The sequence below is a fragment of the Bradyrhizobium sp. ORS 285 genome, from assembly GCF_900176205.1.
Taxonomy (GTDB): Bacteria; Pseudomonadota; Alphaproteobacteria; order Rhizobiales; family Xanthobacteraceae; genus Bradyrhizobium.
Genome location: NZ_LT859959.1, coordinates 3,533,567 through 3,557,667 on the forward strand (window position 1 = coordinate 3,533,567; position 24,101 = coordinate 3,557,667).

At 64.7% G+C, this 24,101-nt stretch carries 21 protein-coding genes and 1 tRNA gene; 13 read left to right on the forward strand and 9 right to left on the reverse strand.

Features of this window, described 5'->3' with window-relative positions:
• The first annotated feature begins 205 nt into the window (after positions 1 to 205).
• Entirely contained in the window at positions 206 to 1,114 is a 909-nt protein-coding gene (locus BRAD285_RS15810) for an alpha/beta hydrolase (protein WP_085962854.1), read from the forward strand.
• Here BRAD285_RS15810 and BRAD285_RS15815 read toward each other — a convergent pair.
• From BRAD285_RS15815 to BRAD285_RS15830, 4 genes are all read right to left on the reverse strand, one after another.
• The gene (locus BRAD285_RS15815; RefSeq protein WP_139020683.1) at positions 1,111 to 1,629 is read right to left on the reverse strand and encodes a GNAT family N-acetyltransferase; all 519 of its coding nucleotides are present in this window, start codon (positions 1,627 to 1,629) and stop codon (positions 1,111 to 1,113) included. The two genes, BRAD285_RS15810 and BRAD285_RS15815, sit on opposite strands and share 4 nt — an antisense overlap.
• A gap of 15 nt (positions 1,630 to 1,644) precedes the next feature.
• Complete coding sequence (locus BRAD285_RS15820) at positions 1,645 to 2,193, reverse strand: phage tail protein (protein WP_035647896.1); 549 nt, start codon at positions 2,191 to 2,193, stop codon at positions 1,645 to 1,647.
• Positions 2,194 to 2,241: 48 nt separating this feature from the next.
• A complete protein-coding gene (locus BRAD285_RS15825; RefSeq protein ID WP_006613940.1) occupies positions 2,242 to 2,769 on the reverse strand; it encodes a phage tail protein in 528 nt (175 codons plus the stop codon).
• Between the two features lie 92 nt (positions 2,770 to 2,861).
• Entirely contained in the window at positions 2,862 to 3,404 is a 543-nt protein-coding gene (locus BRAD285_RS15830) for a phage tail protein (RefSeq protein ID WP_035647897.1), read from the reverse strand.
• Between the two features lie 422 nt (positions 3,405 to 3,826).
• Between BRAD285_RS15830 and BRAD285_RS15835 the strand changes: the two genes are divergently transcribed.
• Positions 3,827 to 8,023, forward strand: coding sequence for a putative Ig domain-containing protein (locus tag BRAD285_RS15835; RefSeq protein WP_244422316.1), 4,197 nt, complete (start codon positions 3,827 to 3,829; stop codon positions 8,021 to 8,023).
• A gap of 89 nt (positions 8,024 to 8,112) precedes the next feature.
• Here BRAD285_RS15835 and BRAD285_RS15840 read toward each other — a convergent pair whose 3' ends face one another.
• Complete coding sequence (locus BRAD285_RS15840) at positions 8,113 to 9,033, reverse strand: septal ring lytic transglycosylase RlpA family protein (RefSeq protein ID WP_083846446.1); 921 nt, start codon at positions 9,031 to 9,033, stop codon at positions 8,113 to 8,115.
• A gap of 952 nt (positions 9,034 to 9,985) precedes the next feature.
• Between BRAD285_RS15840 and BRAD285_RS15845 the strand changes: the two genes are divergently transcribed.
• Together BRAD285_RS15845 and BRAD285_RS15850 are read left to right on the forward strand one after the other, a co-directional pair.
• Positions 9,986 to 10,075, forward strand: a tRNA-Ser gene (locus BRAD285_RS15845).
• 281 nt (positions 10,076 to 10,356) lie between these two features.
• On the forward strand, positions 10,357 to 10,875 hold the full coding sequence (locus BRAD285_RS15850) for a hypothetical protein (protein WP_139020684.1): 519 nt from the start codon (positions 10,357 to 10,359) through the stop codon (positions 10,873 to 10,875).
• 169 nt (positions 10,876 to 11,044) lie between these two features.
• Here BRAD285_RS15850 and BRAD285_RS15855 read toward each other — a convergent pair whose 3' ends face one another.
• Entirely contained in the window at positions 11,045 to 11,701 is a 657-nt protein-coding gene (locus BRAD285_RS15855) for a Spy/CpxP family protein refolding chaperone (RefSeq protein ID WP_371507718.1), read from the reverse strand.
• Between the two features lie 468 nt (positions 11,702 to 12,169).
• Here BRAD285_RS15855 and BRAD285_RS15860 point away from each other — a divergent pair, with 468 nt between their 5' ends.
• From BRAD285_RS15860 to BRAD285_RS15890, 7 genes are all read left to right on the forward strand, one after another.
• Positions 12,170 to 13,510: an ABC transporter substrate-binding protein gene (locus BRAD285_RS15860; RefSeq protein WP_006613945.1), complete on the forward strand. Its 1,341-nt coding sequence runs from the start codon at positions 12,170 to 12,172 to the stop codon at positions 13,508 to 13,510.
• Positions 13,511 to 13,644: 134 nt separating this feature from the next.
• A complete protein-coding gene (locus BRAD285_RS15865) occupies positions 13,645 to 14,583 on the forward strand; it encodes a carbohydrate ABC transporter permease (protein ID WP_006613946.1) in 939 nt (312 codons plus the stop codon).
• A complete protein-coding gene (locus BRAD285_RS15870; protein ID WP_006613947.1) occupies positions 14,583 to 15,494 on the forward strand; it encodes a carbohydrate ABC transporter permease in 912 nt (303 codons plus the stop codon). Before BRAD285_RS15865 ends, BRAD285_RS15870 begins: the two co-directional genes overlap by 1 nt.
• 19 nt (positions 15,495 to 15,513) lie before the next feature.
• Positions 15,514 to 16,614 carry an ABC transporter ATP-binding protein gene (locus BRAD285_RS15875; protein WP_006613948.1) on the forward strand — a complete coding sequence of 367 codons (1,101 nt, stop codon included), beginning with the start codon at positions 15,514 to 15,516 and terminating at the stop codon, positions 16,612 to 16,614.
• Between the two features lie 28 nt (positions 16,615 to 16,642).
• Entirely contained in the window at positions 16,643 to 17,641 is a 999-nt protein-coding gene (locus BRAD285_RS15880) for a hydroxyacid dehydrogenase (protein WP_006613949.1), read from the forward strand.
• A gap of 204 nt (positions 17,642 to 17,845) precedes the next feature.
• Entirely contained in the window at positions 17,846 to 18,241 is a 396-nt protein-coding gene (locus tag BRAD285_RS15885; protein ID WP_006613950.1) for a hypothetical protein, read from the forward strand.
• Between the two features lie 184 nt (positions 18,242 to 18,425).
• Complete coding sequence (locus BRAD285_RS15890; protein ID WP_006613951.1) at positions 18,426 to 19,217, forward strand: transporter substrate-binding domain-containing protein; 792 nt, start codon at positions 18,426 to 18,428, stop codon at positions 19,215 to 19,217.
• A gap of 839 nt (positions 19,218 to 20,056) precedes the next feature.
• Here the strand turns inward: BRAD285_RS15890 and BRAD285_RS15900 are convergent.
• The gene (locus BRAD285_RS15900) at positions 20,057 to 21,076 is read right to left on the reverse strand and encodes a 1-aminocyclopropane-1-carboxylate deaminase (RefSeq protein WP_006613952.1); all 1,020 of its coding nucleotides are present in this window, start codon (positions 21,074 to 21,076) and stop codon (positions 20,057 to 20,059) included.
• 145 nt (positions 21,077 to 21,221) lie between these two features.
• Here BRAD285_RS15900 and BRAD285_RS15905 point away from each other — a divergent pair, with 145 nt between their 5' ends.
• Positions 21,222 to 21,698: an Lrp/AsnC family transcriptional regulator gene (locus BRAD285_RS15905; protein ID WP_006613953.1), complete on the forward strand. Its 477-nt coding sequence runs from the start codon at positions 21,222 to 21,224 to the stop codon at positions 21,696 to 21,698.
• Positions 21,699 to 21,789: 91 nt separating this feature from the next.
• Complete coding sequence (locus BRAD285_RS15910) at positions 21,790 to 22,665, forward strand: DUF2147 domain-containing protein (protein WP_006613954.1); 876 nt, start codon at positions 21,790 to 21,792, stop codon at positions 22,663 to 22,665.
• Between the two features lie 68 nt (positions 22,666 to 22,733).
• Here the strand turns inward: BRAD285_RS15910 and BRAD285_RS15915 are convergent, their stop codons facing one another.
• Together BRAD285_RS15915 and BRAD285_RS15920 are read right to left on the reverse strand one after the other, a co-directional pair.
• Positions 22,734 to 23,138, reverse strand: a complete 405-nt coding sequence (locus BRAD285_RS15915; protein WP_006613955.1) for a cupin domain-containing protein — start codon at positions 23,136 to 23,138, stop codon at positions 22,734 to 22,736.
• A gap of 27 nt (positions 23,139 to 23,165) precedes the next feature.
• A complete protein-coding gene (locus BRAD285_RS15920) occupies positions 23,166 to 23,864 on the reverse strand; it encodes a ribonuclease activity regulator RraA (protein WP_006613956.1) in 699 nt (232 codons plus the stop codon).
• Positions 23,865 to 24,101: the final 237 nt, after the last annotated feature.

Genomic DNA, 24,101 nt, shown 5'->3' on the forward strand with positions numbered 1-24,101 from the left:
TCATCGGCTAAGCTCTGGAGCGCGCTTGGAATCTAGCATCTGTGCGGTGCGCAAACAACTCGGCAGTCCGCCGCTGCGGCCGCTGTCCCGCGATTTGCACCGCCCAGCGCGCGATGCGATACCGTTGGACCAAGAACGAGAAATCGACGGGGAGGACGCGGTGTCACAGGCGCGGATCGTCAAGGCCAACGGAATTGAGCTGTTCATGCGCGAACAGGGCGAAGGTCCGCTCGTTCTGCTCTGCCATGGCTGGCCCGAGCTGTCCTATTCGTGGCGGCAGCAGATCCTCGCCCTTGCCGCGGCGGGCTACCGCGTCGTCGCGCCCGACATGCGCGGCTTCGGCCGCTCGCCGGCCCCTCGCGACATCGCCGCCTACTCGATCTTCGACACCGTCGGCGACATGGTCGCGCTGGTCGGCGCGCTGGGAGAACGACAGGCGGTGATCATCGGCCATGATTGGGGTGCGCCGGTCGCCTGGCACGCGGCGATGTTTCGCCCGGACATCTTCACCGCCGTCGCCGGACTGAGCGTGCCGCCGCCGTTCCGCGGACGCGGACGGCCGCTCGAGACGCTCCAGGCCAGCGGCATCGCCAATTTCTACTGGCAGTATTTTCAGACGCCGGGTGTCGCCGAGGCCGAGCTCGAGCGCGACGTCGCGCTGACGATGCGCACGATGCTGGCGCGCGGCTTCTCCGATCCGCAGTCGCTGTTCGTTGCGCCGGATCGCGGCTTCCTTGGCGATGCAGATCCCAACCTGCCGCTGCCGGCATGGCTGAGCGAGGCTGACCTTGGCGAGTTCATCGCGGCCTATCGGACCTCCGGTTTCCGCGGTGGCCTCAACTGGTACCGCAACATCGATCGCAATTGGGAGCTCACCGCGCCCTGGCAGGATGCGCCAATCCGGCAGCCGTCGCTGTTCATCGCCGGCAGCGACGATGCCGTGATCAAGGGGATCATCGGCGCCAAGCGCGTGCAGGACATGGAACGCGTGCTGCCGGATCTCCGGCGGAAGCTGATCATCGACGGCGCCGGTCACTGGATTCAGCAGGAATGCGCCGCCGAAGTGAATGCAGCGCTGATCGCGTTCCTGCGCGAAGTCGCGCCGGCTGGCTAGGGCGCGAGCACAAGCTCCATCCGGCGATGCGAGGCCGTGGCCGCCTCCGCGATGTCGGAGAAGCCCAGCCGCGCATAGAAGCGGATCGCGTCCTCATTGCTCGTCGCGACCGCAAGCGAGAGGACACCGGCGCCCTGCTCCCGCGCCGCGGCGGCAACCGACTGCATGATCTCGCGTCCGACCCCGGCGTTGCGCGCGCCCGGCAGCAGCGCGAGATCGACCACGTGCCATCGCGTGGGTGAGCGGTCGAGCAGCAGCCGCCCGACCGGCGAACCGTCGCGCAGGATGATCAGCGATTGCGCCGCCGGACAGTGCGCCGCATAGCCCGCGACCTGCGCGCGATACTGTTGCGCCACGACGGTATCGAGCATTGCGGAAGGCAAGTCGGCGGTCGCGAGCTGCGCCGCTTTGACGGACTTGAACAGGTCGCGCAGGAAAGGGTCGTCGCCGCTTTCGGCGACCCGCAGTCGCAAGCGCGCATCCTGCGAGACGATCTCGCTTGCGATCGACGTCACCGCGGGCGCGCGAGGTCAGGAGTTGTTGAACGACGGGAAAACGCCCGCGTAGCAAATGCACCAGATCAGCGCCTGAGTCGGCTGCATGTTGTCGTGCGGAAGACTCTGCCCGTTGGGCGTGACCTCGTTCACCGCCAGCGTCGTGTTGCCCGGCGGCGCCAGGAAGCCGTTGAAGCCGGGATCGATCGCCACGATCCCTACGCCCGTGCCTGGCCCGGGCGTGGCATTGGTCGCCGACTTGGCTCCGAGCTGCAGCGTATGGCTATGCATGGGCATTTCGGCCGTCGTCAGAAAAGCCGTGCTGGTCCCCATCGTCTCGCCGATGACCCGCGGCTCCAGACCTGGTCCGTTGCCCTGCCCGTTGGTGATTGCGCCGCTCAGATTCGGCAGGGCGAAATTGGTGGTGCCGTTGCCGCCATAATAGGTGCCGATCAGCGCGAACAACGGCGAGTACCGCTGGATCGGAAGCAACTGGCCGAAGCACGGCAGCCACGCGCTGTTGAAGCCGTCGGCTGCGAAGGTGAACGGAAAGGCCTGGATTTCGCCGATGAAGGGATCTGACACGACGTCTCTCCTGAAGATGCGCAATAGAGCCGATCGAACGCGAAGGCGTCAGCCCGGCGAAGGAAAGACGCCGCTGATGCAGATGCAGTAATTGCCGACGACGGTCGGCATGATGTTGTTGTGAGCTATGCTCTGCCCTGCTGGCCCGACGCAGGCCGCCATCACTTCGTAGGTCCCGGCGTTAGCACTGGGCGCGTAGAGATTGCCCGTTGTCGCGGTTCCCAGGACGGTATTGGTCCCCGGCGTTGCCGTGTCGGCGACGGTGGTCGAGGCCAACAAAGCGTGGCTGTGCATGGGCATTTCGGGCGTGGTCAAGGTGTGCTCGTCCTCACCATCCAGTTGCCCCAGCAGATAGGACGCGCCACCGGGCGGCGTGCCCTGCCCGATCGGAACCCGGCCGCGCAGATCCGGCAGGTTGAAGGTCTGGACCCCGTCGCCGCCAAAGGTCGTGCCAATGACTGCATAGAGCGCATCGTTGTTGGAAATGGACAATGAGCTGCCGTCGCAGGCCAGCCAGCCATCCGGGATGCGCGGAAAGCCAAACAGCCTGATCTCGCCGAGAAATGGGTCTGACATCCCGACATCCTTTCAGGTGCGGTGGGCTCCGCGAAAGCAGGCGCAATGCGGAGGAGCCAACGATGGTTTGAAAACGAGAGCGCCGAGCGGTCTCAGTTGCGCGAGGGGTAAACCCCGTTGATCGCGATCAGATAACTGATCACGAGATAGGGCTGCATGTTGTTGTGGGGCTGCCCGCCGCCGATGTCGACGATGTTGGTGCTGAGCGACAGCGCCACCTGATTCGTCCCCGCGGTCGTGAAGATCAGCGTCGGATTGTCTGGCGGGACCTTGTTGGTCGCGAACACGTTGTTGGTCGCCGACGCTCCGCGCCCCGTGCCGTCATTGCTGGACGCCTGGATTGAATGATTATGGGTCGGCATCTGCGCCGTCGTGAGCGTGACGTTAGTCTCTCCGCTGACCGTGCCAGCGGGAAACTGGCCACCGCTGCCGGTTGAGCCGAGGATCGCCCGTCCGCGGAGATCTGGAAGCGCGAACGTCGTCACACCATTGCCGCCGTAATAGGTTCCGAGCAGGGAGAACAATGCCTGGTTCGTCTGGATCGCCAACAGCGCACCGTTGCAGAACGCCCATCCCCTCGGTGGCTGGCTTCCAGCAAATGGCATGATTTGCCCGAGCACAGGCGTAAGCGGCATGCGTTCCTCCAAATGATTTTGTGCAATTCAACGCAAGAGACAACAAAGAATGTCACAGCGAACGCGAACAACCGAGCCGCTCGATCTTCGCCGTGTGCAATTCCAAAGTGTCACGCATCGTACGGGAACAGTCAAGCATGAACCCGCATAGGATGTGACGGCGGGTTCCGAGACTTTCCCCAATTAACGCGCGGAATGGTCGCAGTGTTGCGGCCATGCAACTGGCCTGGAGAAAGGCCGCGCGACGGGGCGGTTCCACGCATCACCGGCTTGCGACGCAGGAGAAACGAAGCTTAATCACGGTAAGTTTTCGGTAATCTTTATTGCAGTCGCAAGAATATTTGGGGTCGTGGTCCGGAGTCGGCCGCGATCTCGGGGAAGCGCAGGGGCAAGGTGCAGCTTTTCTCGATCATGATCGGTGCGTGGAAGACGGTGTTCCAGCAGTTTATGATTCGCTGGTTGTCGGCCGCCAGCTACGTGAGAACGTTGGCGGTGACGGCATTTGTCCTTCTCGCGGCCATGGGCGCTTCGATCTCATCGGCGCAGGCGGCCTGCGATCAAACCAGCAGCTCCACCAGCGGTGCGACGATCACTTTCACGTCGACGCCCCAGACCTATACCCTCTGTCTGAACGTCCCCGGCACCAACACCGGAAACGACGCGGTCATCTACGGCCTCTACGGCACGTCCGCACGGATGCGTCGACCTTCTTCCCCATCGGGGGCAGCAGCACGAGCGCCTTCAGCAACTATAGTCCGACGACGTCCAAGGCCAGCTACACGCTGGTTCCGAGCAGCGGAAACGACAACGGCCAGAACGCAAATACGGGCAATGCAAAGATCACCATCACGCTGAACAGCCTGACGGGCGGCGGTCAGGATACGATCACGCTCTACTATGCGTCCAACTGTAGCGACGCTCTTCTGTCATGCTCGTCCAACCCGGCGCCGGCCACCACGCCCTGGGTCATCACCGTCAACCTGCCCGGCCCCACCGCGACTCAGGCGATCGCGTCCAAGGGGCTGACCGTCAACACCGCGACGACCTCGTTCACGCCGGTCACCGGTTCCGGCGGCACCGGGTCGCTCACTTATGGCATCAACCCGGGGCTTCCGAACGGCCTGTCCTTCAACACAGCCACGGGCGCGATCACCGGCACGCCTACGGTCACGAGCCCCGCAACCACTTATACCGTCACTATCACCGACACCAACAGCGCCACCGCCAGCAACACGTTTCAACTGACGGTCAACGGCCCGGTGACGGCGACGCAGTTGGTGGCGTCCAAGACGCTGACGCAGAATCAACCCTCGGCTAATTTCACGCCGATCACCGGCGGCGGCGGCACTCTGAACTACACCTACAGTATCTCACCGTCCCTGCCCTCGGGCCTGACGCTCAGTGCGTCGACCGGCGCGATCACGGGTACGCCGACCGCCACGAGCGGGTCGCAGACCTATACGATCACCGTGACCGACGCCAACTCGGCGACCGCCTCGAATACGTTCACGCTTGCCGTCAACGGCGCGGTCACGGCGACACAGTCGGTCGCCTCGAAGATACTGACCCGGAACCAGCCCGCGACCAACTTCACCCCGGTCACCGGTGGCGGCGGCACGACCTCACTGACCTACAGCGTCTCGCCATCGCTGCCCGCGGGCCTTTCGCTCAGCAGCAGCACCGGCGCGATCACGGGCACGCCGACCGCGACCAGCGGTGCGACCACCTATACGATCACCGTCACCGACGCCAACAATGCCACCGCGAGCAACACGTTCAGCCTGACGGTCAACAGCGCGGTCACGGCGACGATATCGGTGACCTCGGCCACCGTCACCGTGAACACGGCGATCACACCGTTCATCCCGATCGCAGGCGGCGGCGGCACGTCACCCCTGTCGTACGCGATCTCGCCGGGCCTGCCGTCCGGCCTCAGCTTCAACACGGCCACCGGCCAGGTCACTGGCACGCCGACCGTGACCAGCACCACCACCACCTATACCGTGACGGTGACGGATGCCAACAACGGCACCGCCAGCAACACCTTTCAGGTGACGGTCAACGGTCCGTTGAGCGCGACGCAGGCGATCGCCTCCAAGTCGCTGACACAGAATACGGCGGCAACCTCGTTCACGCCGGTCACCCCAGCAGGCGGCACGCCGTCCTACGCCTACAGCATCTCACCGTCCCTGCCCACCGGCCTCACGTTCAGCACGAGCAGCGGAGCGATCACGGGAACGCCGACGGTGATCAGCGGCGCCACCAACTACACGGTCACGATCACCGATGCCAACAGCGCCACTGCCAGCAGCAATTTCAGCCTGACGGTGAACGGCCCGGTGACCGCGACGCAGGCGGTCGCGTCGAAGGTCGTGACCGCAAACCAGGCGGCCACCGCCTTCACGCCGGTGACCGGCGGCGGCGGCACCACGCCCTACACCTACAGCGTATCGCCTTCGCTACCCGCAGGTCTGACGATCAACAGCTCAACCGGCAGCATCAGCGGCACGCCGACGACCGCGAGCGGAGCCACCACCTACACTGTCACCGTGACCGATGCGGCCAGCGCGACCGCGACCAACACATTCAGCCTGACGGTCAGCGGCGCGGTCGCCGCGACGACGGCCGTGCCGTCCACCACGCTGCCGTACAATCAGCCGGTCACGCCGTTCACGCCGGTGACCGGATCGGGCGGCACGGGGACGCTGACCTATGCGGTGTCTCCCACTTTGCCGGCCGGCCTCAGCTTCAATACGTCGAACGGCCAGGTCACCGGCACGCCGACGGTGCCGACTGCGGCGACGACCTTCACGGTCACCGTCGCCGACATCAACAGCGCGACCGCGAGCGCGACCTTCAGCCTGACCGTCAACGGTCCGGTCGCGGCGACGACGGCCGTGCCCTCCACCACGCTGCCGATCAACCAGGCGGTGACGCCGTTCACGCCGGTGACGGGCTCCGGCGGCACCGGCGCGCTGACCTATGCGGTGTCTCCTGCCTTGCCGGCGGGGCTCAGCTTCAATGCGTCGAATGGCCAGATCAGCGGCACGCCGACCACGACCACGCCGGCGGCGACCTATACGGTGACGGTGACCGACACCGTCAGCGCGACCGCCAGCGCCACGTTCAGCCTCTCGGTCGGGCGGCTCGACACAAAGGTGGCGCTGACATCGTCGCAGAACCCGAGTCAGTTCGGCCAGCCGGTGACCTTCACCGCGACCGTGACGCCGCAAGTCGTCGGCGGCGGCACGCCGACCGGCACCGTCACCTTCAACGACAATGGCTCGCCGATCGGTACGGCCACGCTGACGGGCGGCGTCGCGACGCTTGCCATTTCGACGCTGACCGTCGGCAGCCATACCATCACGGCAAGCTATGGCGGCAGCGCGCTGTTCACGGCGAGCACGTCGCCCGGGCTGGCTCAGACCGTCAACGTGCCGATCGACAGCGTGCGGCTGCGCTCGCTGCAGCAGACCGTCTCCAAGATGGTGGCGCAGAACTCCGGGCAGGCGATCTCCGGCGCCATCGATGATGCCATTGCCGATGGCTTCAGCGACGGCGGCGGGGCGTTCCTGACGCCGGGCGGTACGCGCATGCGCTTCAACTTCTCGGCCGATCCACGGGATCAGGACGAGCGGCCTCCGGCCGCGGACGGCGCCACGGGCACCAATGCCGCGTCCTCCCTGCTGCCCGGCCGGGAGCCACCGCGCGGTCGCGGCCGCGGCCGGGTTGACGATGCCTTCGCCGCGATCGACCGCGGCGACAAGAAGCAGGCGGTGCCGAAATGGCACGAGCAAAAGGAGTGGCTGCTGTGGGCCGACGTGCGTGGCACCGGCGTCGACCGCTTCGGCACGACCAGCACAGGCGGCGTCACCCAGTCCAGCCAGGCCTCGCTCTACGGCCAGCAGCTCAACGCCATGATGGGGCTGACCTATCGCGCGTCGCCGAGTATCCTGGTTGGCGTGCTCGGCGGCTACGAGACGTTCAGCTACACCCAGCAGGACATCAACGGAAAGCTGAAGGGCGACGGCTGGACGACCGGCGCCTATCTCGGCTGGAAGATCGTGCCGACCTTGCGCTTCGATGCCGCCGTCGCCTATTCCGGCATCGGCTATGACGGCAGCGCGGGCACCGCGCAGGGCAGCTTCAACGGCCAGCGCTGGATGCTCTCCTCCGGCCTGACCGGCACCTACAAATTGGCTGGCGTAGTGCTGGAGCCGTCGACCAAGGTCTACGCGCTGTGGGAGCACCAGAACGCCTACACCGACTCGCTGGGCACACGGCAGGGCTCCTACGACTTCGCGAGCGGCCGCGCCTCCAGCGGTCTGCGCGCCGCCACCCCCGTCGCCTGGCTCGATAGCGGCCTGCTGCTGACGCCGTTCCTCGGCATGTATGGCGACTATTATTTCAACAAGGAGGACGCCAACGCGCTCGTCGCCGGCGCGCTGGCCTCGACGCCACTGCTGCAGGGCTGGTCGGCCCGCTTCACCGGCGGCCTCGGCATCGAGACCGCCGGTGGTGCCGGCCTGGGTCTCGGCGCCGAATATGGCGGCATCGGCGGCAACACCCGCGTCTGGACCTTCTCGGCCAAGGCGCGGGTGCCGTTCAGCGCCCGGTGAGGCGGCAGCGGCTCCTCGAATCAAAACCGCCCCGGATGGGGCGGTTCACGGCATTCAGATCAGTGTCGCGCGATCAATAAAGCCGGGAATCAGTAAAGGCCGCGGCCGCCCATGATGTCGCGTGCTTCGTCGGCGCCGTCATTGGCGGTCGTCTCTCCCTGCGAGACGTAGCGGCCGCTCTGGTCATAGGAAACCGCGCGCGGATTATCGAGGGGGCGTCCCCTCGAGCGGCTGGAGGCCGACAGCTCGGAGGTCGCGCCGATCGAGGCCATGTCGGCCGAGGTGTTGCCGAGCGTGTAGGGCCGGCCCTCCGGCATCGGGATCTCGCCGCGGATCGGACGGCTTGCGCCCATCTCCGGCACGAACGGTTTGGCCGAGGCGACGCGGACCAGCGACGGCGCGGGCGCCGGGATGCCGGTGCGCAGGGTCGCCATCAACTGGGTATCGTCGGAGCCCTCGAGCGGCGCCCGGCCGACATATTCGACGCGCACCTTGGCGATGCCGTTGCCCTTGAACTCGAGCAGGTCGGCGGCCTTGTTGGAGACGTCGATCAGCCGGTTGCCGTGATACGGCCCGCGATCATTGATTCGCACGATCAGTGATTTGCCGTTGGCCAGATTGGTGACCCGCGCATAGCTCGGCAGCGGCAGGGTCGGATGCGCCGCCGTGAGCGAGGCCATGTCGAACACCTCGCCATTGGCGGTCAGGCGCCCGTGGAAATCGTCGCCATACCAGGACGCCATGCCCTCGGCGCGATAATTGGTGTCCTCTTCCGGCACGTAGGTCTTGCCGGCGACCGTATACGGCTTGCCGACGCGATAAACGCCGCCGCCCTTCGGCACCGGCTCGCCGAAACCGACGACGCGTGGGCTCGACGACACGCCGTATTTCGGATCGACCTTGCTGGCGAATTTGTTGGAGGAGGCGCAATTCGCGACCATCAGGCAGGCGAGAATCGCGACAGCGCCGCGCACCGCTCTCCCGGCCGGATCTGTTTGATCAATCCCCATCGACCCCAAATACCAATTCGCCGGTGGTCGTTCGAGCCGCGCCCCGCAGGCCCTCACGTACCGGCTTCTCCCCGAGTCGCATCCCCGCAACTCACTGCATAAGGATAACGCAACCCGAACACGGCGGAAATGGGGTGGGCCCCGCCGTGGTTAACCGGAGCTTTCCCGAGCCCTTCGCGCCTATCACGGCGGTTGTTCGTGCTGTGCGATAGGTGCCCTCGCGTGCACGGATCCGCCCCGCCATGTTGCGAGTGCACCTTTTTGGACACATATGTTGCGTGAAAACCTCACTTAGGGGCGTTCTCATTTACCTCCCCTGAATCATTTTGACTGTGCAGGGCTGCACGTCGTTTCCTTCACACGGGGCGCAACAAGGGTGTGTTCACGATGATCGAAGCAATGACAGCGGTGATGGGCTTGGTTGGCGCCGGCATCTTCCTCGCTCACGCGTTTGAAGGGGTCCGTTCGCGGGCCTGATGCTGCAAAGGTCGGACAGCCGACGACACGGTCGGCTTTCGTCCGCTTCAACCACGACCCTTCAGGATTGACCTGAAGCTGCACTCTCTCCGAGCCGGGCCTTCGATTGAACAAGCCCGCGAGTTCGGACCGCAAATCTGGCCGCAGCGGGTGGCCCATGCGACACCAAGATCTGTTTTCGGGCGGCTTTCTCGCCCTGGCAGCCGTGAGCACCGCCGTATTGTGCTCGAGCCTGATGGTTTTTGCGTTCATGTAAACGAGGCCGGGCGCTCCGAGCGCCGGCGCGATTGACCGTTGCCCTGGGCGACGGGGATCCCGCGCGAAGCTCGCCCCGACCGGCGATTCGAACGCCCGAGATTCGCCTCGGCGCGAAACCGCCGTTGACGAGCCGCAAGCCAGCACCCTAAACAGGGCTCGCGAGGACGCTGCTCATCATGCCGACTCGCTCGCGCGCATTCCGGAACCACGCCGGATTGGAAGGGTGGCCGAGTGGTTTAAGGCACCGGTCTTGAAAACCGGCGTGCCCGCAAGGGTACCGTGGGTTCGAATCCCACCCCTTCCGCCAGATGTTGTTCGCCGTTGTTCTGAATTTTAAAATTAATACCTATGATCTAACCGGTGGTCCTTTACTTTGGCGTTCTCCGACGTTCTCGCCAATCAGGGCCTTGAGTTCTGCGCAGGCTTTTCTTCGGAACACCCACGATCCCGGGGCGTAAGTGGGGCAACGCCCATCGAGCGGAAGCGCGCGGCGCAAGGCTTTAGTACCCCGCTCAATTCCGATAGAAAGCTCCGGCTTCGTGCTGATTGACATTACTTTGAAAGATCCTCCGGCTTGGAATTCTGAGCATGACAACAACCATTCAGACTCCAGCAGAATTTCTTACGCATGTAGTGGATCCTGACTTGGCGGCATTCGCGTCAAGTGTCCAACTCCGGCTTGCATATCACGCGTGCAATTCGCTCTTTGCATTGCGAGATTGGGTATATGAAACCCACAAAGGTAAGGTGTGGAGCTTTCAAGGAACACAGTTCCAGGCGATCTCGGGTAAAACGAAATTTCTAGCCGACCTCCGCACTATTGAAGCCGATTTTGAAATAGTAGCAGACATCGCCAACGCCTCGAAACATATGGTCTTGGACAGCGGGCGCCGTCTTACGAGTTTGTACGGCTCGGCGAACGTCCACATTCACACCTCCGGTGGCTCAGGGCTGCTTGGGTTCGGCGCGATAGGAGCCGGCGCCATCGGATCCGTGCCCACAACGAGCGTCTTCGTTCAAATCGGAACCGGCTTCCATGACGTTCAGCAATGCGCGAACAAGGTCCATGCGGTCTGGAAGCAACTGTTCTCCGAGAACGGCTGGTGACCAGAATGACCGAGCTTTTGATTTTCCGCGCAGCCGGCCACCACTCGTGCTACCGCACCGAATGGCACGCGCAAGCAGTGTTAACCGCAGTCGACCATAGTCGAAAGAGACTGTGCCCCTCGACTAAGCGACATACGGCTTGAGGGGGCGACGTGCTCGCTCCGCTAAACTAATCCAGCCCCCTCTCCCGGCTTAACCTCACCATCTCGTCAATAAAGATCTGCTTCTGCTTGTCGTCGAGGCTGGTGAACAGCGGCTCGGAGGTGTCGGCGACGGCGCGCTGGTCGGCGGCGCGGTCGACTAGGAATTGGGCTTCGTTGCGCATCTGCTCGACGAAGTCGTCGGGCGGGTCACGCTTGGCCCTGGCGATACGCAAATTGAGGCGATCGGCGCCGTTGCGGCCGAGGGCGTGCATCGCATTGGCGAACGGGCCCCAGTTCTTGGCCTGCTCCTCGGTCAGATTCAGCCCCGTCTTCAGACGCTCGACATTGGCGTCGCTGTTGGCCACGATCTGCTCGGCTGTGAGCTCAGGCACACCCGGCTGCGTCAGCATCGGCGCGGCCTTTGCGACCTTGCTGGCTTTCGGCATCTTGGCTGACTTCGCCTTCTTGCCCTCCGGAGCAGGCGCTGCCGGCGCGGGTTGAGCGTTTGGCTGCCCGTCGTTTCCCGTCAGCACGCCGGTCACGCCCGTGACCACGCCGACGACGCCGCCGATCGCGCCACCCAGCACGCCACCAACCGGGCCGGCCGCCTTGTTACCTTCGCGGGCGCCCTGCTCGACACCTTTGAACAGTCCCTGCGCGGCAACCTGACGCGGCAGCGCCATCGTGGCGCCGAGCATCAGCAGCACGGCTGCTGCGCTGCAGAGAGGACGGCGCACCCCTCTTCCCCATTGGCCGCTCGTCATCAGCTCGAACTCCTTCGCCCCGACAGCAACGACCGCAGCAGCGATGCCGGCGATCCCTTGTGAGTCGGCGGAAATTCTAGCGTTGCCGCAACGCGCAAGTCCATCTGCCGCACGACGTAGTGCATCGAGATCAGTCGACTCTCGCGGTCCGATCCCGGAGCGCTTTGCGTTGCAACGCGTCTCATTGCGACGCAATCGACCGGGCACCCTGCGACGAATTGTGCACGCCATCAGTTCTAAGTTTCGCCGCACCTGCTTTCTCGACAGCCGCGCGCAATTCTGCTCTGATTACACCCAAGCGAAATCCAAGCGCGCATGACGCGACGCACAACTAACAAACAGGATTCGCGGTCAACCGAATGCTTGGCTCACCAGGGAGGGAACGCCATGTCACGGAGGAAGCTGAACCGCCGACAATTCGTTGCTGCGACCGCTGCCACATCGGCGGTCATGATTACCGCGCCTTATGTGCGCGGCGCCTATGCCGCCGGCAAACTGTCGATGGGATTCTGGGATCACTGGGTTCCCGGCGCCAACCAGGCCTCGACCGATCTCGTCAATGAGTGGGCCGCGAAGGAGAAGGTCGAGGTCCAGATCGACTACATCACCAGCCAGGGCAAGAAGATCGAGCTGACCATCGCTGCCGAAGGTGCGGCGAAATCGGGCCATGACCTGATCGCCATGCCGACCTGGTGGCCGCATGCCCATGCCGAGCTGCTCGAGCCCGTCAACGACATCATGGGGCCGATCATCCAGGAGAATGGCGAGGTCAACGGCACGGTCAAATATCTCGGCCAGTCCGGCGGCAAGTGGCTCGCGGTGCCCTCCTGCGTCGGCAGCCAGATCAAGGGTCCCTGCACCCGCATCGACCTGATGAAGAAGCACGCCGGGATCGATGTGCAGGAGCTCTATCCGGCCGGCAGCCCGCCGAAGGCGGACAGTTGGACCACGGAGACGTTCCTGAAGGCGGCGGAGGCCTGCCAGAAGGGCGGCGTGCCCTTCGGCATCGGGCTGGGCGAGACCACCGACAGCGTCGACTCCGCGGGCGCCTTCTTCCAGGCGTTCGGCGCCGAGCTCGTCAACGCCAAGGGCGATGTCACGGTGAAGACCGACGCCGTGCGCCAGGCGCTCGAATTCTACAAGCGGCTGATCGCGGCGCTGCCGCCGGATGTCGCCTCCTGGGACGATGCCTCGAACAACAAATGGCTGGTGTCGGGCAAGGGCGCGATGATCATGAATCCGCCGAGCGCGTGGGCGGTGGCCAAGCGTGACGCGCCGCAGATCGCCGAGCAGTGCTGGACGCACGGTTTCCCCGTTGGCCCCAAGGGCCGCTATGCGCCGTTCCTGCCGTACTTCTGGAGCATCTGGTCATTCTCGAAGAACAAGGAAGCCGCGAAGAGCCTGATCGTGCACCTGTCGAAGCCGGCCTCGATCGAGAAGATGGTGGCGGCGAGCGGCGGCTACGATCTGCCGGCGTACGAGAAGCTGACCACGCTCAAGATCTGGCAGGAACAGGGACCGCCGAAGGGGACGCTCTATCACTATCCCAATCCCTACAACCACCAGACGCTCTCGATCGCGGCCTCCCCTGCTCCCCCGAAGATCGCGCAGCAGATCTACGCGCAGGCAACCATGACCAAGATGTGCCTGCGCTACGCCCAGGGCGAGAAGATGGAAGCGACGCTGGCGTGGGCCGAAGGCGAGTGCGAAGGGTTTATGCGCAGCTGAGCACGCGCGACTTCCAATCCCGGCGGCCCGCCTCGTGCGGGCCGCCGCCACCAGCATCGTGTGCCCGCAAAGGTCCCATGCCCGTCACGTGAAGCCCGGCCCGCCGCCGGGAGCGCCACGAGGAGCCTGCTCTCATGGTTGATGCCGCCATCGGCGAAGACACCATTGCCCGCCCCCGCAGGGCCGCCAGCCGAAGAGGCTTGCGCAATGCGCTGAAGCGAAAGTCGACCACAGCCTTCCTGCTGACCCTGCCGCTGATCCTGCTGATCGCACTGTTGGTGGTCTATCCCGCGATCTATTCGGTGCATCTGGCGACCTTGAACAAGTCGATGCAGCGTTTCGTCGGCCTCGGCAATTTCGAGTTCCTGTTCAAGCGCGACACGTTCTGGCTGGTCGTCAAACAGTCCTGCATCTTCGCGATCACGGCCGTCGTGTTCAAGGCGCTGATCGGTTTCATCGTCGCGCATTTCGTCCACAACATCCCGGCCAAGGGCCAGCGCAAATGGCGCGGCATGCTGCTGGTGCCCTGGGTGATCCCGCCGGCGATGAGCACGCTCGCCTGGCTGTGGTTGTTCGACCCATCCTACAGCGCCTTCAACTACACGCTGGCTTTCTTCGGCATCGGCCCGATCCCGTGGACGGGAGACGCCGCCTGGGCGCGTTTCTCGGTGATCCTGGTCAATGTTTGGTACGGCGCGCCATTCTTCATGATCATGTACCTGGCGTCGCTGAAATCGGTGCCCGACCAGCTCTATGAAGCCGCCGCCATCGACGGCGCCAATTGGTGGCAGCGGATCTGGTACGTGACCCTGCCGATGATGCGCAACATCATCGCCATCACCACGCTGTTCTCGCTGATCGTGACCTTCGCCAATTTCGATATCGTGCGCATCCTCACCGCCGGCGGCCCGCTCGACAAGACGCACATCTTCGCGACCTGGGCGTTCCGCGTCGGCATCGAGGGCAGCGACATTCCGCTCGGCGCCAGCGTCTCGCTGTTCATGGTGCCGATCCTGGCGGTCGCGGCGATCTTCATCCTGCGCGACGTCAACAAGCGGGGCAACGAATCCTGATGAGCACGATGACCGTCGACAAGGCCGGCCCGACTCGCAATGTCAAATACGGCTCGATGAGCCGCGACCGCGCCTGGGCGCTGCGCTGGTCGTATTTCTTCCTGACGCTGTTCGCGATCTTCTCGCTGGTGCCGCCGCTCTACATGCTGATCACCTCGCTGAAGGGCAGCGCCGAGATCTCGGCCGCGACAAATCCGTGGTGGGTGTTCCATCCGACGCTCGAGAACTACATCGGGCTGCTGACGTCGAACCAATTTCTCCGGTTCTTCTTCAACTCCGCGATGGTCTCGATCGTCGTCGTGATCATCACCATGCTGATCAGCATTCCCGCCGCCTTCGCGCTGTCGCGGATGAAGTTCTGGGGCTCGGCGACGCTCGCCACCGGTGTGTTCCTGACCTACCTGATCCCGGACAGCCTGCTGTTCATCCCGCTGTTCAAGATGTTCGCGCTGATCGGCGACGTCACAGGCATCCAGCTCATCAACCGCTGGTACGTGCTGCTGTTCATCTATCCGACGCTGACGGTGCCGTTCTGCACCTGGATCATGATCGGCTATTTCGCCTCGATTCCGAAGGAGCTCGACGAGGCTGCGATCATCGACGGCGCCTCCTGGCTGCAGACGCTGACGCGGATCTTCATCCCAGTCGCCCTGCCCGGCCTGATCGCGGCGACGATCTTCGCCTTCACGGTGTCCTGGGCGCAGTTCCTGTATCCGCTGGTGTTCACGACCTCCGCCGACCAGCTGGTGCTGCCGGTCGGCATCGTCACCACCCTGATCAAGGGCGACGTCTTCAACTGGGGACAGATCATGACCGGCGCGCTGCTCGGCGCGGCGCCGCCGCTGATCATCTACGCGTTCCTGATGGACTACTACATTGCCGGCCTGACGGCCGGCGCGACCAAAGGCTGATGACGGGGGTTGATCCGATATGGCTGAAGTGAGCTTGCGCAAGGTCGTGAAGCGTTACGACGACGTCGAGGCTGTGAGAGGCATCGATCTCGACATCGCCGACCACGAATTCGTCGTGCTGGTCGGCCCGTCCGGCTGCGGCAAGTCGACGACGTTGCGGATGATCGCGGGGCTCGAGGACATCTCCGATGGCGACATCGCCATCGGCGGCGACGTCGTCAATGACGTGCCGCCGAAGGACCGCGACATCGCGATGGTGTTCCAGAACTACGCGCTCTACCCGCACATGACCGTGGCGGAGAACATGTCGTTCGGCCTGCGCCTGAAGCACTATCCGAAGGCCGAGATCAAGAGTCGCGTCGCGGAGGCCGCGCGCATGCTCGACATCGCCGATCTGGTCGACCGCAAGCCGAAGCAGCTGTCCGGCGGCCAGCGCCAGCGCGTCGCGATGGGCCGCGCCATCGTGCGCAATCCCAAAGTGTTCCTGTTCGACGAGCCGCTGTCCAACCTCGACGCCAAGCTGCGCGTCCAGATGCGCATCGAGATCAAGAAGGTGCACCAGAAGGTCCGCACCACCACGGTCTACGTCACCCACGACCAGGTCGAGGCGATGACGCTCGCCGACCGCGTTGTGGTCATGAACAAGGGCCGCATCGAGCAGATCGGCACGCCGACCGAGCTGTACCACAACCCGGCGACGCGCTTCGTTGCCGGCTTCATCGGCTCGCCCGCGATGAACTTCGTGCCGTGCCGGCTGGAGGAGGCCAACGGCCAGCTCCACATTCGCCTGACCGACCGCATCAGCTTCCCGCTGCCGCCGGCGCGCGCGGCGCGCTATCAATCCGTGTCGCGGAATGACCGGCTGCTGCTCGGCATCCGGCCGGAGCACATCACCGAAACCCGGCCGCATACCGAGCCCGGCATCGAGACGTTCGAGGCCATGCTCGACGTCACCGAGCCGATGGGGATGGAGACCCTGGTCTACTTCAGCCTGAACGAGACGCCGGTGTGCGGGCGGGTCAGCCCCAATGCCGGCGCGCGGGATGGCAGCCCCCTGCGCATGGCAATGGACCTCAACAACATGCACCTGTTAAATGAGGCTTCAGGCCTCGTCATCTGACGAGCACAAGAAGCTTCAAGGGCAGGACATGACCACCAGGACGGCAAGCAACAAGAACAAGATCCTCGTCACGGAATCCTTCTCGGCCAAGGGACGCGCGCTGCTCGCGGCGCGCGACGACGTCGAGATGATCGAATTCCCCAACATGATCTCGGCTGCCGATTTCTCCGCGCTGCTGAAATCCCATGCGCCGGTGCATGGCGTCGCGCTCGGCGCCACGCGCTTCGGTGAGCCGGAACTGATCGCAGCCGGCGACATGAAGGTCGTGACCCGGATCGGCGTCGGCTTCGATGCGGTCGACGTGCCCGCGCTGTCCAAGCACAAGGTGCCGCTGATGGTCGCGGGCACCGCGAACTCGCCCTCGGTCGCCGAGCAGGCGCTGTTCATGATGCTGACGCTCGCCAAGCGCGCCAACGAGATGCATGCGATGGTCAGGGACGGCACCTGGGCGACGCGGCTCGGCGTGCTGCCGTTCGATCTCTACGGCAAGACCGTGCTGATCATCGGCTTCGGCCGCATCGGCACCCGTACCGCCAAGCGCTGCCTCGCGATGGAGATGCAGGTCCTCGTCTACGACCCCTACAAGCCCGCCGCCGACATCACTGCCGCCGGTTGCGAACCGGTCGCCGACCTCGACGCGGCGCTGCCGCGCGCCGATTTCGTCAGCATCCACTGCCCGAAGTCGCCGGAGACCGTCGGGATGTTCAACGCCGCGCGCCTCAGGCTGATGAAGCCGACAGCATACCTGATCAACACCGCGCGCGGCGGCCTGGTCGACGAGGCGGCGCTCCATGATGCGCTGTCGTCCGGACGGCTCGCTGGTGCCGGCCTCGACGTGTTCGAGCAGGAACCGCCGCCGGTCGGCCACGCACTGCATGCGCTGCCGAACGTGATCATGGCCCCGCACGTCGCCGGCGTGACGCGGGAGGCCGTCGACCGCATGAGCGAGCAGACCGCCCGCAACATTCTCAGCGTGCTGGATGGCGATCCGATTCGGCAGAACGTGATCAACCAGGACGTCTTGTAGTCGCGCCGCCGGTGCAATGGTCCTGTCGCGTCGGCTACGCGGCAGGACCAAGTCTCGGCTCCAATCTCATCACGCGGATGTCAGGACCTTTCTCCCCCGCTTTGTCGCCCAACTTTCAACGCATTCTTGCAACTTGGCCAAATCCAGCTACAACTGTGATAATCGGCGCCGGCGTTTACGCGCGCCGTAGGAACAGAGGCGGCCATGAGTGTTGCGACCGAGCACGCGCTCGCAACGATAGCGAGCATTCTCGATCAGCCTGAAACTGCGAGGTCGGCAGACAAGGTGACGCCGCCTGCGAAGAAGGCTGCCGCGACCGTGGTATCTTTCGATCAGGCCGACGGCTACACCAAGGTCGGACCGGGACCGATTTCCGCGATCCGGTTCCGCTGGACAGCGCGGCGCGGCGAGGACGGCTACTATGTCGACGAAACCGTCGGGCCGACCTCGATCGCGGTGAGCAGCGGACCGATGACCCCCGAAGCCGCCGTGAAGACGGTCGACACCCGCGCCCGCGAGGCGATCGAGCGCTTCGAGGCGCTGAAGAACGAGATGACCGGCAAGGGCCCGTTCACCGCGGCTGGGCCCGCCGAAAGGTAACTCTTTCGCAGACGATGCGTCGAACTCGTGATGGCCGGCTCTGTGCCGGCCATTCTTATTTCTGCAGAGCTCGGCGCCCTGAGCTCCGCCGCAACGAAATGCTCATTCCCCTTCCCGCCCCCTCGTCGCGCGTCGTCACCTCCGCTATGAAGAGCGCAGCCACATCATGCGAGGTCATTGAAAGATGGGATTCTTAAGCCGGATTGTCGCCGCCCTGACCACCGCCGTGCTGGCCTGCGGTGTCGCCACCGCCGCGTTGGCCGATCAAGCCTCGCGCCTGGACGAGATCATGCAGCGCGGCAGCCTTCGGGTCGGCATGACCGGCGACTACAAGCCCTTCACCTATCTCGACAAGGCCACCGGAAAATTCTCCGGCTTCGACGTCGACATGGCCGAGGCGCTCGGCAAGGCGCTGGGCGTGAAGGTGGAGTTCGTGCCCACCAGCTGGCCGCAGCTGATGAAGGATTTCGAGGCCGACAAGTTCGACGTCGCGATGGGCGGCGTGTCGATCACGCTTGACCGCCAGAAGAAGGGCTACTTCTCGACCGCGATCATGCGCGAAGGCAAGACCCCGATCGCGCGTTGCAGCGACACCTCGAAGTATCAGACGCTCGCCGACATCGACAAGCCCGGCACCCGCGTCGTGGTGAATCCCGGCGGCACCAACGAACGCTTCGCCCGCGCCAACATCAAGGCCGCCGACATCCGCGTCCACACCGACAACGTTACCATCTTTGACGAGATCGCCAAGGGCGACGCCGACCTGATGATGACCGACGCCTCGGAGACCCGCTACCAGCAGAAGCTGCATCCGGGCGTGCTGTGCGCAGTCCACCCCGACAAGCCGTTCGACTTCTCCGAGAAGGCCTATTGGCTGCAGCGTGACGTCGCGCTCAAGGCGTTCGTCGATCAGTGGCTTCACATCTCCACCGAGAACGGCAGCTATCAGGCGATCTACAAGACCTGGTTCGACTGACGGGAGACCTGATCCCGGAGCGATAGTGGGCCAGCCAGCCCTGTGGGCTGGCCTCTCTCATCGGACGCGGCTCGAAAAGCCGCCGGTCGGATCTGTGCTATAACCAAATATTCCTGAGCCGTTCCAACGGGAAGACCATCGTCATGTCGGGCCCGTAGATATTGTTGTTGCGTTTTTCCGAAATCTATGATTTACTACCGCTATCCCGCCTCAACGAGAGGGGCGTTGCGCGCGATCGTCACGACACGCGAGGTGGGATGCGATGGCCGCGAGATGCCGGAAGCGTGCTTGCACGCGGACGAACGGCGGATTGCGGACGCCAAGTCGTGTGGTCCTGACGCCGCGGTGCTGGCGTCAAGTCATCGGGAATGATTATCCCGAGGACGACGGTGGCTAGAGAGCCGTACACCGGGGAGAGCACGAAGGACGCGTTAAGACCATCGCGCAGGGAATGCCGGAGTTCGGCTGAACCTGTGGTGACTGCCGCCTGCTTTTTTGTTGCAGGCGGGCCATGGGTTGCGGCCAGCGCCCGGCATTCCCTGCGCCCTCTTCTGTTCAAGAGGGTTCGACTGATGGATCACTCGGACGTCATGCGTCGCGAGAACGCGGTTTGGCGTCTCGTAGTATGTGGATTGCCCCTGCGACGCATTCGGTGTCGTCCCGGCCTCCGAGCCGGGACCCAGACTCACAGGCGGTTGTTTGTGGCAGGCGCGGAGATGCAGTGCTCTACAACACTACAGCCGGTGGTTATGGGTCCCGGCTCGGAGGCCGGGACGACAGTTGTGTGTGTTGCGGCACCTCGGCTCATCGCGAGGAGGCAGCGGCAGCCGCAGCCGCCCTCAGCCGTTGCGATAGGTGTAGCTGTAGCCGTTGATCGCGGGGGCGCCGCCGAGATGGGCGTAGAGCACCTTGGAGCCTTCCGGGAAGTAGCCCTTCTTGACCAGGTCGATCATGCCCTGCATCGACTTGCCTTCGTACACGGGGTCGGTGATCATCGCCTCGGTGCGGGCGGCCAGGCGGATCGCCTCGTTGGTCTCGGCGCTCGGCACGCCATAGGCCGGATAGGCGTAGTCGTTGATGATGACGATCTCGTCGTCGCGCACCTTGCGGCCGAGCTCGACCAGCTCCGCGGTGTTGTCGACGATCTGCCGCACCTGGTTGCGGGTCTGCTCCGGCGTGCCGGAGGCGTCGATGCCGATGACGCGGTCGGCGCGGCCGTCGGCGGCGAAGCCGACGATCATGCCGGCCTGGGTCGAGCCGGTGACGACGCAGACGATGATGTAGTCGAACTTGATGCCCATCTCGGCTTCCTGCGCCCTCACCTCCTCGGCGAAGCCGACATAGCCGAGGCCGCCGAACTTGTGCACGGAGGCGCCGGCCGGAATGCCGTAGGGCTTGCCACCAGCATCCTTCACCGACTGGATCGCGTTCTCCCAGCTCTTGCGGATGCCGATGTCGAAGCCGTCCTCGACGATGCGGCTGTCGGCGCCCATCAGGCGGGTCATCAGGATGTTGCCGACGCGGTCATAGACGGCGTCCTCGTGCGGCACCCAGCTCTCCTGCACCACGACGCACTTCATGCCGATCTTGGCCGCGGTCGCCGCCACCATGCGGGTGTGGTTCGACTGCACGCCGCCGATCGACACCAGCGTGTCGGCGTTCGACTCGATCGCGTCGGGCACGATGTATTCGAGCTTGCGCAGCTTGTTGCCGCCCATCGCGAGGCCGGAGTTGCAGTCGTCGCGCTTGGCGTAGATCTGCACCTTGCCGCCGAGCGCCTCGGTCAGGCGCGGCAGATGCTCGATCGGGGTGGTGCCGAAGGTGAGCGGATACTTCTTGAACTTGTCGAGCCGAAGCACGGGTCTCTCCGTGGATGGTGGAATGGGTCGGCCGGAATATACAAAAAGGCATGCGAAAGGTGCTCTCTTTATCGCCCGTCTTTTCCGTGCTTACGTCCGCTAAGAGCCCATATGGCGAATAATTCTCTCACTTGATGGTTCTTTCATGAAAGAAGCTTCCGACCCCGATCTGGACCGCGTCGACCGCCGAATCCTGCAGCTGTTGCAGAAGGACGGCCGGATGAGCAACGCCGAGCTGGCCGGCGCCGTCCATGTCAGCCCGGCGACCTGCCACCGCCGCACCCAGCGCCTGTTCGAGGACGGCTACATCAGAAGCGTGCGCGCGCAGATCGCGCCCGACAAGGTCGAGCGCAGTGCGCTGGTGCTGGTCGGCGTGGTGCTCGACCGATCGACGCCGGAAAGCTTTCGCACCTTCGAGGCCGCGATCCGCAAGCTGAAATTCGTGCTCGACTGCCATCTCGTCGCCGGCGACTTCGATTACTTCCTGAAGATCCGCGTCCGCGACATGAACGACTTCAACCGGATGCATGGCGATCAGCTGATCTCGCTGCCGGGCGTGCGCCAGACGCGCACCTTCTTCGTGATGAAGGAGGTCGTCGACAATGCGCCGCTGGACTTCTGAGCGGAGCAGGCATTGAACCGAGCTTGCCGCATCGGCGACTTAATTGCGCGTGAGCTCGCTCACATCAGCAACCGACATCGCGGAGATCCTGATGAAGAGGCTGTTGGCCGTTGCTGCCGTGGTTTTGGCCAGCAGTGCCGCCCAGGCGCAGTACGTGATCGAATACGGTGGCAAGACCATCCGCATCGATCCCGACCGCGGCACGGTGCAGATCCCCGGCGTCTACGACAACACCGAGCAGAAGAAGACCAAGCGCAGCAAGCGCGAGCAGGATACGACGGCCAAGCCGCAGCCGGGGGCGGACAAGCCGGCCCCGGCGCCCGCCGAGGCGGCCGTCACGCCGGCTCCGCCCGCGCAGGCTGCCCCTGCCCCTGTTCCATCTCCCGCGGCGCCGACGACTGCAGCACCCGCGACCCCGACGGCGGCGCCCGCCGCGCCTGCGCCAGTCCAGGCCGCCGCCCCGCCTGCTCCGGTGCCTCCGGCATCGACGCCCTCAGCCCCGGCCATGGTCACGCCGCCGGCGGCTGTGACACCGCCTGCTGCGCCCACCGCTCCTGCGGCCGTGCAGCCACCGACCAGGCCGGCGCAGGCCCCCGCGGCCGTGACCACCGCCGCGGCCCCGCCTGCTGCGGCTGCACCGGCGGCCGTGCGCGATCCGAACTCTCCGGTCGGCATCTGGTTGACCGAGGAGAAGGAAGGCAAGATCCGCATCGAGCCCTGCGGGACCAATCTGTGCGGCTACGCCGTCAACGCCAAGACCAATCAGAACGGCGAGCAGATCCTGATCAACATGCGCCCGAGCGACAAGGCGCAGGACAAGAAGTGGAGCGGCCGCATCTACGATCCGAACAGCGGCAGCACCTACGATTCCACGATCGATCTGAAAAACCCGGACAGTCTGCGCGTGCAGGGCTGCGCATTCGGCGGCATGTTCTGCGGCGGTCAGACCTGGACGCGGGTGAACTGAGCGCGGCCCGGACAAAACAAAAGCGCGCGGCCTTGCGACCGCGCGCTGCGCATCTTGTTAGTCCTGCATCAACCGACCGGCGTCGCGTATTCCTCGTCGGTGACGTGCTCCATCCAGTTCGAGTAGACGCCGTCGAGCGCCTCCTGCATGGCGATATGCGTCATCTCGTTGTCCGGCGAGGCGCCGTGCCAGTGCTTCTCGCCCGGCGGGATGAAGATCACGTCGCCTGGACGGATCTCGCGCACCGGACCGCCCTTGGCCTGGATGCGGCCGATGCCGGAGATGACGTAGAGCGTCTGCCCGAGCGGATGGGTGTGCCAGGCGGTCCGTGCGCCTGGCGCGAACGACACGCGCGAGGCGTTGAGCCGCGCCGGCGCCGGCGCCATGATCAGCGGGTCCTGCAGCACGTTGCCGGTGAAGTACTCGGCGGGAGCCTTGCGCGTCGCGCGGGAGCCTGCGGGATGAAAATCCATGATGAGCCTTTCTGCGGCTGTTCGAGCTTACTTCTTCGACGCGGCGTAGCGCGCCTTGGTCTCGGCATTCATCGGATAGAGGCCCGGCAGCACCGCGCCCTTGTTCACCTCGTCGACGATCCAGGCCTCCATGCGCTCCTGCTCCGGGCCCTCGGCGAGCACATGGTCGAGCATCGCCTGCGGGATCAGCACCGCGCCGTCCTGGTCGGCGACGATGACATCGTTCGGGAACACCGCGACGCCGCCGCAGCCGATCGCCTCGCCCCAGCCGACGAAGGTCAGGCCCGCGACAGACGGCGGCGCGGCATAGCCGTCGCACCACACGGGAAGGCCGGTGCCCATCACGCCTTCGAGGTCACGCACCACGCCGTCGGTGATCAGCGCGGTGACGCCGCGCTTCACCATGCGCGCGCACAGAATGTCGCCGAAGATGCCGGCGTCCTTGACGCCCATCGCATCCACGACGGCGATGCAGCCTTCGGGCATGGCCTCGATCGCGGTGCGGGTCGAGATCGGCGACGACCAGGACTCCGGAGTTGCCAAGTCCTCGCGCGCCGGCACGAAGCGCAGGGTGAAGGCGGGGCCGACCAGCCGCTTCTGTCCCGGGCGCAGCGGCTTGGCGCCGCGCAGCCAGACATTGCGCAACCCCTTCTTCAGCAGGACCGTGGTGATGGTCGCGGTGGTGACTTGCGACAGGGTGGCGATGGCTTCGGGCGTGAGGGACATTGTGAGACTGGCGCTCCAAACAGGCTGGCGGAAAAAGCAGGCGCATCTTGCGAGCGACGGTCGCGCCGTCAAGGGCATGCTCAGTGCGTTCAGCGCATGCGGGCCCTGCAGCGGCCCGATAAAAGATCCTTATCGCGAAACATCCGATTAATTTATTGAATTTCCGAGACTTTTTGCCTTTGACCCAATTCCACTCAGCATCGAAACCAGCTAGACCAGGGATCACGAACGCGGATC

Coding starts and splice junctions, on each gene's coding strand:
- BRAD285_RS15915 (WP_006613955.1), bottom strand. CDS start 23,138: ATGGATTTTCATCCCGCAGGCTCCCGCGCGACGCGCAAGGCTCCCGCC.
- BRAD285_RS15810 (WP_085962854.1), top strand. CDS start 206: ATGCGCGAACAGGGCGAAGGTCCGCTCGTTCTGCTCTGCCATGGCTGG.
- BRAD285_RS15830 (WP_035647897.1), bottom strand. CDS start 3,404: ATGCCGCTTACGCCTGTGCTCGGGCAAATCATGCCATTTGCTGGAAGC.
- BRAD285_RS15890 (WP_006613951.1), top strand. CDS start 18,426: ATGGGATTCTTAAGCCGGATTGTCGCCGCCCTGACCACCGCCGTGCTG.
- BRAD285_RS15855 (WP_371507718.1), bottom strand. CDS start 11,701: ATGGCGCTGCCGCGTCAGGTTGCCGCGCAGGGACTGTTCAAAGGTGTC.
- BRAD285_RS15850 (WP_139020684.1), top strand. CDS start 10,357: ATGACAACAACCATTCAGACTCCAGCAGAATTTCTTACGCATGTAGTG.
- BRAD285_RS15875 (WP_006613948.1), top strand. CDS start 15,514: ATGGCTGAAGTGAGCTTGCGCAAGGTCGTGAAGCGTTACGACGACGTC.
- BRAD285_RS15880 (WP_006613949.1), top strand. CDS start 16,643: ATGACCACCAGGACGGCAAGCAACAAGAACAAGATCCTCGTCACGGAA.
- BRAD285_RS15825 (WP_006613940.1), bottom strand. CDS start 2,769: ATGTCAGACCCATTTCTCGGCGAGATCAGGCTGTTTGGCTTTCCGCGC.
- BRAD285_RS15920 (WP_006613956.1), bottom strand. CDS start 23,864: ATGTCCCTCACGCCCGAAGCCATCGCCACCCTGTCGCAAGTCACCACC.
- BRAD285_RS15865 (WP_006613946.1), top strand. CDS start 13,645: ATGGTTGATGCCGCCATCGGCGAAGACACCATTGCCCGCCCCCGCAGG.
- BRAD285_RS15910 (WP_006613954.1), top strand. CDS start 21,790: ATGAAGAGGCTGTTGGCCGTTGCTGCCGTGGTTTTGGCCAGCAGTGCC.
- BRAD285_RS15885 (WP_006613950.1), top strand. CDS start 17,846: ATGAGTGTTGCGACCGAGCACGCGCTCGCAACGATAGCGAGCATTCTC.
- BRAD285_RS15840 (WP_083846446.1), bottom strand. CDS start 9,033: ATGGGGATTGATCAAACAGATCCGGCCGGGAGAGCGGTGCGCGGCGCT.
- BRAD285_RS15860 (WP_006613945.1), top strand. CDS start 12,170: ATGTCACGGAGGAAGCTGAACCGCCGACAATTCGTTGCTGCGACCGCT.
- BRAD285_RS15905 (WP_006613953.1), top strand. CDS start 21,222: ATGAAAGAAGCTTCCGACCCCGATCTGGACCGCGTCGACCGCCGAATC.
- BRAD285_RS15870 (WP_006613947.1), top strand. CDS start 14,583: ATGAGCACGATGACCGTCGACAAGGCCGGCCCGACTCGCAATGTCAAA.